Here is a 6398-nt window from a genome sequence, read left to right on the forward strand (position 1 = left end):
ACGCGGGCCGCCCCCCCGCCCGGCGCGGGCGCGCCTACCCTGCGGGCATGGCCACCGATCCCGCCGACCTCGTCCGCACCGGCTACGACGCCCTCTCCCACCACTACCGAGGCGACCACGAGACGGTCGAGCACTACGACCGCTGGCTCGACGCCCTGCTGGCGGGCCTCCCCCGGCGCGGGCACGTGCTGGACATCGGCTGCGGCTGCGGCGTCCCCGTCGCCCGCCGCCTCGCCTCCGCCGGACACCGCGTGACCGGCGTCGACATCAGCGACGTCCAGATCGAGCGGGCCCGAGCCCTGGTCCCCGACGCCGCCTTCCTCCGTGCGGACGCCACCGACCTCGACTTCCCGGCGGCGTCCTTCGACGCCGTGGTCTGCCTCTACGCGCTGATCCACATGCCGCTCGACCGGCAGCCCCGCCTCCTGCGCGCCATCGCCCGGTGGCTGCGCCCCGGCGGCCGGCTGCTGGCGACCGCCGGCCAGGACGCCTGGACCGGCACGGACGACGACTGGCTCGGCGGCGGCACCACCATGTGGTGGAGCCAGGCCGACGCCGCCACCTACCGCGCGTGGCTCGACCAGAGCGGCCTGGAGGTCACCGACCAGCAGTTCGTCCCCGAAGGCGACACCGGCCACGCTCTGTTCTGGGCGACCCGAACCCGCGGCTGACCGCACGCGGAGCTCGCGCTCCACTGGTCAGGCGGCGGCCGTTACAGGATCATGACCCGCATGGCCCGTTTTCGACGCGATGCCGCACTCGCCCCGTTTCCGCGCGAACTCCTGGACCAGGTTGTACGCGCGCTACTGGACGCGGCGGAGCAGGCACCGATGTCCGAAGGCGGGTTCGCGTTCGGTGACGAGGTCATCGACGACGTCCGCCTGGTGGAAGGCCGGCACCTTGCCGCCGGGGCTCGCTACCGCGCCGAGACGGACGAGCTGACCGCCGATGTGCACGTCCCCGCCTGGAACCGGGTCGGGGAGTCGCGGATCGAGGCCGCGGTCGTCTCCGGCGGGCACACGGTCAACCTGCGGCTGGATCTGCGGATGTCCGCCCGGCGGCTCCACACCGTCCGCGTCACGGGCGACTACCAGGGCCCGAAGCCGTTTCGCGGACTGCGGCGCGCACGGTGGGAAGGCGAGCTGCGGGCCGAGGAGTGGTGGTCCCTCCTCGGGCCGAACACGTCCCCCGTCTCCGTCCGGGTCGTCCACCCGTTCGCCTTCGCCGATCTACAGATCACACGACGCAAGGACAAGCGAGGCCAGTGGACCGTCCGGACCAGGACGCGGTTCGGCGGGCGTTCCCTCATCTGGCCGTTCGCGGCGGTGGGTCTGCTCATCGCGCGGGGCCGCATCCGGCGCGCACTGGACGAGGGCTTCACCGGCGCCGTGTCCGCCTGGAACACCGAAGTGCCCGGCATGGCGAAGCGCGGCTTGCAGGAGCGACTCGACTTCAAGCATCGCGTGACGCTCAAGGCCGTTTCCCGCGAATGGGCCGAAGAATATACAGCAGCCCTCCATCAAGGAATTGAGGGACTGCGCTTCTCCAAGGGCCGGCTCGCCAAGAAAGAGCCCGGCGCCTTCGGCGTCCGCCTTCTCAAGGGAAAGCACATCAACCCCGGCGCCAGGTACCGCATCGCCTTCCTCCCGGAAGACGAAGTCGAGCCGCTCGATGTGCACGTGGCGGCCTGGAAACTCGACGGCCCGAACCGCATCGAGTTCAACAGTCCGGACGACGCGCAGGCGGGCTGGGTCGAGATCGACAGCGCCCGCAGACCTACCGCCGTCCGCGCCGGCTTCACGGGCGCCTTCGAGGGATACTCGCACGTCACAGCGTCGGCCGAGGCCGACGTCGAGCGCTGGTGGGGCGTCTCTCCCGCTCCGCTCCTCACCGGCACCGCCGAGAACCCGGCGGGCGAGGCGACTCTGACCGTCGACCGAGTCACAGCCAACGACGGGGAATGGACGGTGGACGTCACCGCCACCGTCAAAGGCCGCACTTGGGCACGGCACCTGGTCTCAGCCGCCGGGCTCCTGCTCGGTTCCGCACTGACGAAATCGTTCCGCGAAAGCGTGGACACCTACGCCGAGAAATGGAACACCGCCGCCCCTGAAACCGGCGCCCCGGAGCAGGCCGCCGACTCCACCCTCCGCGCCGTCCTCGACCGCTAAGCGTCGCGGGGCAAGGCGACGAAGGCTTCGATCGCATCGGGGTCGCCCCTACAGCTAGGGCTCCAGCCAGACCCCGGCGCGCATGATGACTCGCCCGCTCAGTTCCGGCTCGCCGCGCCAGGCGTGCACGGTCTTCGGGACCACGCGCACATAGACGAAGGAGCCCTCTTCCGTGCGCGGGTCCCACCCGAACTTGTCGGCGAACGCGTCCGCCGCGTCTCGGGGCACCTCCCGGTCCGGGAAGTACTCCGCATGACCTTGGAGGAGCACCACGTCGAAGGTGTCCGGTAGCGACAGGCGCACGCGCGGCTCCTTGCGGACGTTTCGCGCGGTAGCGGAAGCGGCACCCGTGCACATCCACACCGCTCGGCCGTCCCACAGGAACCACAGCGGCACCTGGTGCGGCCCGCGGTCGGGGTGGGCCGTCGACACCCACATGTCCCGCTCGGCGGCGAGCCGCTCCAGGGTGTCGCGTATGCGCTCCGCGCTCTGGCGACGAACGATCCCCGCGCTCTCCATGAGGACCGACCCTAGCCAGGCGGGCGCGAAGCACGCCTGAGGCAATGGACCTACTCCCAGCGACCGATGGACCCCCCGGGTCTCGGGGCCGCCGGCGACCGGCCCTGGCGACTGTTGCCTAAGAAACCCGCATTTCATGGCGTTTCATGCTGATATTCGGGCGGGGCTCGGGTGGTTCGGTGTCCAAGCTGGGGTGGTCTGACCAGGGGCGGAACAGCAGGGGGTTGCCCAGGTCACGGACGCTGGTTATCTTGCTCGCAAATAGATAGGAAACTTTACTGTCAAATGCGGTCGATCGGGGTTCGGGGGAATCCGCCAGCGTCGAAACCGAGGGAGTAGCCCTTGCGCCCCCGCTCTGTTCTCAGTGTCCTCGCCGTCCTCCTGCTCGCCCTGCTCGTCCCGGCCACCGCGCACGCCGCGGCGGGCGCGTCCGCGACGTTCAGCAAGCCCGCCGACTGGGGCTCGGGCTGGGAGGGACGGTTCACCCTCACCAACGGCACCGGCGCCGCGATCAACGGCTGGCGGGTCGAGTTCGACCTGCCCGCCGGGACGACCGTCGGCTCCTACTGGGACGCCCTGCTCGCCAAGAACGGGCAGCACAACACGTTCACCGACCGCGGTTACAACGCCGCCATCCCGGCGGGCGGCTCGGTCACGTTCGGCTTCCTCGGGAACGGTCCGGGAAGCCCGCAGAACTGCACCTTCAACGGCGCGCCCTGCGACGGCGGCCCCACCGATCCGGGCAAGCCCGCGACACCGAAGTCCGTGGCAGTGACCGGCAAGACCGACACCTCGCTCACGCTCACCTGGGAGGCCGCGACGGGCGCGCCCACCGGGTACCGCGTCTACGAGGGCTCGGCGGTGAAGGCGACCGTCACCGGGACGTCCGCCACGATCGGCGGGCTCGCCAAGTGCGAGACCCACACCTACACGGTCAAGGCGTACAACGACGAGGGCGAGTCGGCCGCCAGCGACGCCGTCACCGGGACGACCAGCGGATGCGCGACCGGTCCCCTGCCCCGGCACTTCCTGACCGGCTACTGGCACGACTTCGTGAACCCCGCGCAGGAACTCAAGCTCTCCCAGGTGCCGGACGAGTACGACCTCATCGCGGTCGCGTTCGGCGAGGCCACCGCGCGGGCCGGCGAGGTCGCCTTCCGCGTCGACCCCGAGCTCTCGGCCGCCCTCGGCGGCTACACCGACGCCCAGTTCAAGTCGGACATCGCCGCGCTGCACGCCAAGGGCAAGAAGGTCATCCTGTCCGTCGGCGGCGAGAAGGGCGCGATCCGGGTGGCGGACGGCTCCGCCGCGCAGCTCTTCGCGAACACCGTGTACGCGCTCATGACCGAGTACGGGTTCGACGGCGTCGACATCGACCTGGAGAACGGCCTCAACCCGACGTACATGGAGCAGGCGCTGCGCGCCCTGCGCGCCAAGGCCGGCGCAAACCTGATCATCACGATGGCGCCGCAGACGCTCGACATGCAGTCCACCGGCGCGTCCTACTTCCAGCTCGCGCTGAAGATCAAGGACATCCTCACCGTCGTCAACATGCAGTACTACAACTCGGGCGCGATGCTCGGCTGCGACCAGAAGGTGTACGGGCAGGGGACGGTCGACTTCATGACCGCGCTGGCCTGCATCCAGCTGGAGGGCGGACTGCGCCCCGACCAGGTGGGACTCGGGCTGCCGGCCGGGCCCGGCGCGGCGGGCGGCGGCGTCGTGGCGCCGTCGGCGGTCAACAACGCCCTCGACTGCCTGGCGAAGGGCACCGGGTGCGGCACGTTCAAGCCGTCCCGCACCTACCCCGACATCCGCGGCGCGATGACCTGGTCCATCAACTGGGACGTCACCAACGGCGGCGGCTTCGCCAGCACCGTCGGCCCGCACCTCGACACGCTGCCGTAGGAGGCCGGAGATGCGAAGGATCTGGGTCCTCGCGGCGCTGCTCGCGGGGCTGCTGGTCGGGGTCACGGCCCCGGCGCAGGCGGCGAACGTGCTGGCCAACGCCGGGTTCGAGAGCGGGTCGCTGAGCCCGTGGGCGTGCGACGGCGGGTCGGTCGTGTCCAGCCCCGTCCGGACGGGGAGCCACGCGCTCGCCGGCGGCGTCACGGCGGGCAGCACCGGCCAGTGCGCGCAGACGGTGGCCGTCCGGCCGAACACCGCCTACACGCTGTCGGCCTGGGTGCGCGGCAACTACGTGTACCTGGGCGTGACCGGCGGGACGTCCACGTGGACGCCGTCGGCCGCCGACTTCACCCAGCTGTCGGTGACGTTCACGACCGGGGCGAACCAGACGTCCGCGCAGATCTTCCTGCACGGCTGGTACGGCAACGGGACGTACTACGCGGACGACGTCGTCCTCGACGGCCCCGGCGGCGAGCCGCAGCCGGGCGTCCCCGGAACCCCCGGAAAGCCGCAGCTCGGAACCGTCACCGACACCTCGGTCGCCCTGAACTGGGGCGCGTCGTCGGGGACGGTCACCGGGTACCGCGTCTACGAGGGCGGCACGGTGAAGGCCACCGTGACCGGCGGGACGAGCGCCACCGTCTCCGGCCTGGCGGCGTGCACCTCGCACACCTACACGGTCGCCGCCTACAACGACGTCGGCGAGTCGGCCGAGTCCGAGCCCGTCAGCGCGCGCACGACCGGCTGCGTCAACACCGGTCTGCCCAAGCACGCCCTGATCGGCTACATGCACGCGAGCTTCGCCAACGGCTCCGGCTACGTGCGGATGGCGGACGTCCCGGACGCGTGGGACATCATCGACCTCGCGTTCGGCGAGCCGACCTCGCCGACGTCCGGCGACATCCGGTTCACCCGGTGCCCGGTCGGCGAATGCCCGAACGTGGAGAGCGACGAGGAGTTCATCGCCGCGATCCGCGCGAAGCAGGCGCAGGGCAAGAAGGTGCTGATCTCGATCGGCGGCCAGAACGGCCAGGTGCAGCTCACGACCGCGGCCGCGCGGGACGCGTTCGTCCGGTCGGTCTCCGCGATCATCGACAGGTACGGCCTGGACGGCCTGGACGTCGACTTCGAGGGCCACTCGCTGTACCTCAACGCGGGCGACACCGACTTCCGCAACCCGACGACCCCGGTCATCGTGAACCTGATCTCGGCACTGAAGTCGCTGAAGGCGAAGTACGGCGCGAAGTTCGTCCTGACGATGGCGCCGGAGACGTTCTTCGTGCAGGTCGGGCACCAGTTCTACGGCGGGTCGGGCGGCGGTGACAACCGCACGGGCGCCTACCTCCCGGTGATCGACGCTATGCGGGACGACCTGACCGTCCTGCACGTCCAGGACTACAACTCCGGTCCCGTCATGGGCCTGGACGGCCAGTACCACACCATGGGCGGCGCCGACTTCCACATCGCGATGACCGACATGGTGAAGGCCGGGTTCCCGGTCGCGAACACGGGCCGCACGTTCCCCGGGCTGCGTCCCGACCAGATCGGCATCGGGCTGCCCGCAGCGGTCAGTGCCGGCAACGGGTACACGCCGCCCGCGCAGGTGCAGCAGGCGGTGAACTGCCTGGTGAAGGGGTCCGGCTGCGGCGGCTACACGCTGCGCGGCGGGACGTCCCCCGACCTGCGCGGCCTGATGACCTGGTCGGTCAACTGGGACCGCTACTACGGCTGGGAGTTCATGAACAGCCACGAGCCCTTCCTGAACTCCCTGCCCTGACCTCCCCCTGACCCCCGCGTCCT

Annotated in this window: 5 protein-coding genes; 4 read left to right on the top strand and 1 reads right to left on the bottom strand. The window is 70.7% G+C overall.

Annotation, left to right across the window (positions count from 1 at the left end; all coding sequences use genetic code 11):
* Positions 1-47 precede the first annotated feature (47 nt).
* Entirely contained in the window at positions 48-671 is a 624-nt protein-coding gene (locus ETD96_RS39230) for a class I SAM-dependent methyltransferase (RefSeq protein WP_138641554.1), read from the top strand.
* A 159-nt stretch (positions 672-830) separates the two neighbouring features.
* Positions 831-2171: a hypothetical protein gene (locus ETD96_RS39235; RefSeq protein WP_138641555.1), complete on the top strand. Its 1341-nt coding sequence runs from the start codon at positions 831-833 to the stop codon at positions 2169-2171.
* Between the two features lie 54 nt (positions 2172-2225).
* Here the strand turns inward: ETD96_RS39235 and ETD96_RS39240 are convergent, their stop codons facing one another.
* On the bottom strand, positions 2226-2690 hold the full coding sequence (locus ETD96_RS39240) for a pyridoxamine 5'-phosphate oxidase family protein (protein WP_138641556.1): 465 nt from the start codon (positions 2688-2690) through the stop codon (positions 2226-2228).
* A gap of 342 nt (positions 2691-3032) precedes the next feature.
* Here ETD96_RS39240 and ETD96_RS39245 point away from each other — a divergent pair, with 342 nt between their 5' ends.
* Together ETD96_RS39245 and ETD96_RS39250 are read left to right on the top strand one after the other, a co-directional pair.
* Positions 3033-4598 (top strand): chitinase, encoded by a 1566-nt coding sequence (locus tag ETD96_RS39245; RefSeq protein WP_138641557.1) that lies wholly within the window; start codon positions 3033-3035, stop codon positions 4596-4598.
* A gap of 10 nt (positions 4599-4608) precedes the next feature.
* Entirely contained in the window at positions 4609-6375 is a 1767-nt protein-coding gene (locus ETD96_RS39250) for a chitinase (RefSeq protein ID WP_138641558.1), read from the top strand.
* Positions 6376-6398 lie beyond the last annotated feature (23 nt).

The organism is Actinomadura geliboluensis (assembly GCF_005889745.1).
Lineage (GTDB): Bacteria > Actinomycetota > Actinomycetes > Streptosporangiales > Streptosporangiaceae > Spirillospora > Spirillospora geliboluensis.

Bases quoted from the DNA above. Each gene is read 5' to 3' on its own strand.
- ETD96_RS39240 (WP_138641556.1), bottom strand. From the start codon at position 2,690: ATGGAGAGCGCGGGGATCGTTCGTCGCCAGAGCGCGGAGCGCATACGC.
- ETD96_RS39235 (WP_138641555.1), top strand. From the start codon at position 831: ATGTCCGAAGGCGGGTTCGCGTTCGGTGACGAGGTCATCGACGACGTC.
- ETD96_RS39250 (WP_138641558.1), top strand. From the start codon at position 4,609: ATGCGAAGGATCTGGGTCCTCGCGGCGCTGCTCGCGGGGCTGCTGGTC.
- ETD96_RS39230 (WP_138641554.1), top strand. From the start codon at position 48: ATGGCCACCGATCCCGCCGACCTCGTCCGCACCGGCTACGACGCCCTC.